The sequence below is a fragment of the Mesorhizobium sp. M7A.F.Ca.AU.001.01.1.1 genome, assembly GCF_004022735.1.
GTDB lineage: Bacteria > Pseudomonadota > Alphaproteobacteria > Rhizobiales > Rhizobiaceae > Mesorhizobium > Mesorhizobium ciceri.
Window position 1 is genome coordinate 1 of the sequence record NZ_RZPF01001171.1, and the last position, 1,058, is coordinate 1,058.

Sequence of the window (1,058 nt, forward strand, 5' to 3'; positions counted from 1 at the left end):
ATCGGCGGTGGCGGCGCGACAAGTGGCAATACGTCCGGGCTGATGCTTACCGGCGACCAGAACATCGTCAACGTCCAGTTCTCCGTGGCCTATCAGGTCTCCGACCCGCGCGCGTATCTGTTCGATGTGTCCGATCCCGACGGCATGCTGCGGCAGGTTGCCGAAAGCGCCATGCGTGAAGCCGTCGGCCGCCGGCCGGCGCAGGACATCTTCCGCGACGACCGCCAGGGCATTGCCGCCTCGGTGCGTGAGATCATCCAGACGACGCTGGACGGCTACAAGGCCGGTCTCAACGTCAACGCCGTCTCGATCGAGGATGCGGCACCGCCACGCGAAGTGGCCGATGCGTTCGACGAGGTGCAGCGCGCCGAGCAGGACGAGGACAAGTTCGTCGAGCAGGCCAACCAGTACTCCAATCAGAAGCTCGGGCAGGCGCGCGGCGAGGCCGCACAGATCCGCGAAGACGCGGCCGCCTACAAGAACCGGGTCGTGCAGGAAGCCGAGGGTGAGGCGCAGCGCTTCATCTCGGTCTATGACGAATATGCCAAGGCGCCCGATGTAACGCGCAAGCGCCTCTACCTGGAAACCATGGAGAAGGTTCTGAAGGATTCGAGCAAGGTCATCGTCGAGCAGGGCAACGGGCAAGGGGTCGTTCCCTATCTGCCGCTGCCGGCATTGCAGCCGAAAGCGCCGGCACCGGCCGCCCCCGTTACGGGAGGTAACCAGTGATGGCCAACCGTCTTCCCATCATCGTCGTCGCAGCAGCGGTTATCCTGTTCCTGCTCTATTCGTCGGTCTTCGTGGTCAATGCGCGCCAGCAGGCGCTGGTGCTCAGGTTCGGTGAGATCGTCGACGTCAAGAGCGAACCCGGCATCTACTTCAAGGCGCCGTTCTCGTTCTTCGACGCCGACACCGTGCAGCTGATCGAGAACCGGGTGCTGCGCTTCGATCTCGACAACATTCGCGTCCAGGTCTCGGGCGGCAAGTTCTATGAGGTCGATGCCTTCATCGCCTATCGCATCTCGGATCCGCGGGTCTTCCGCGCCGCGGTGTCCGGT

The 1,058-nt window shown here is 63.7% G+C and carries 2 protein-coding genes; both read left to right on the plus strand.

The window, feature by feature from the left end; translation table 11 throughout:
* Positions 1-729: FtsH protease activity modulator HflK (gene hflK / locus EN884_RS36820; RefSeq protein ID WP_128361171.1), on the plus strand; the 729-nt coding region annotated here is incomplete at its 5' end.
* Positions 729-1,058 (plus strand): SPFH domain-containing protein (locus tag EN884_RS36825; protein ID WP_245492062.1); only part of this gene is annotated, 330 nt, incomplete at its 3' end. The genes hflK and EN884_RS36825, both read left to right, overlap by 1 nt.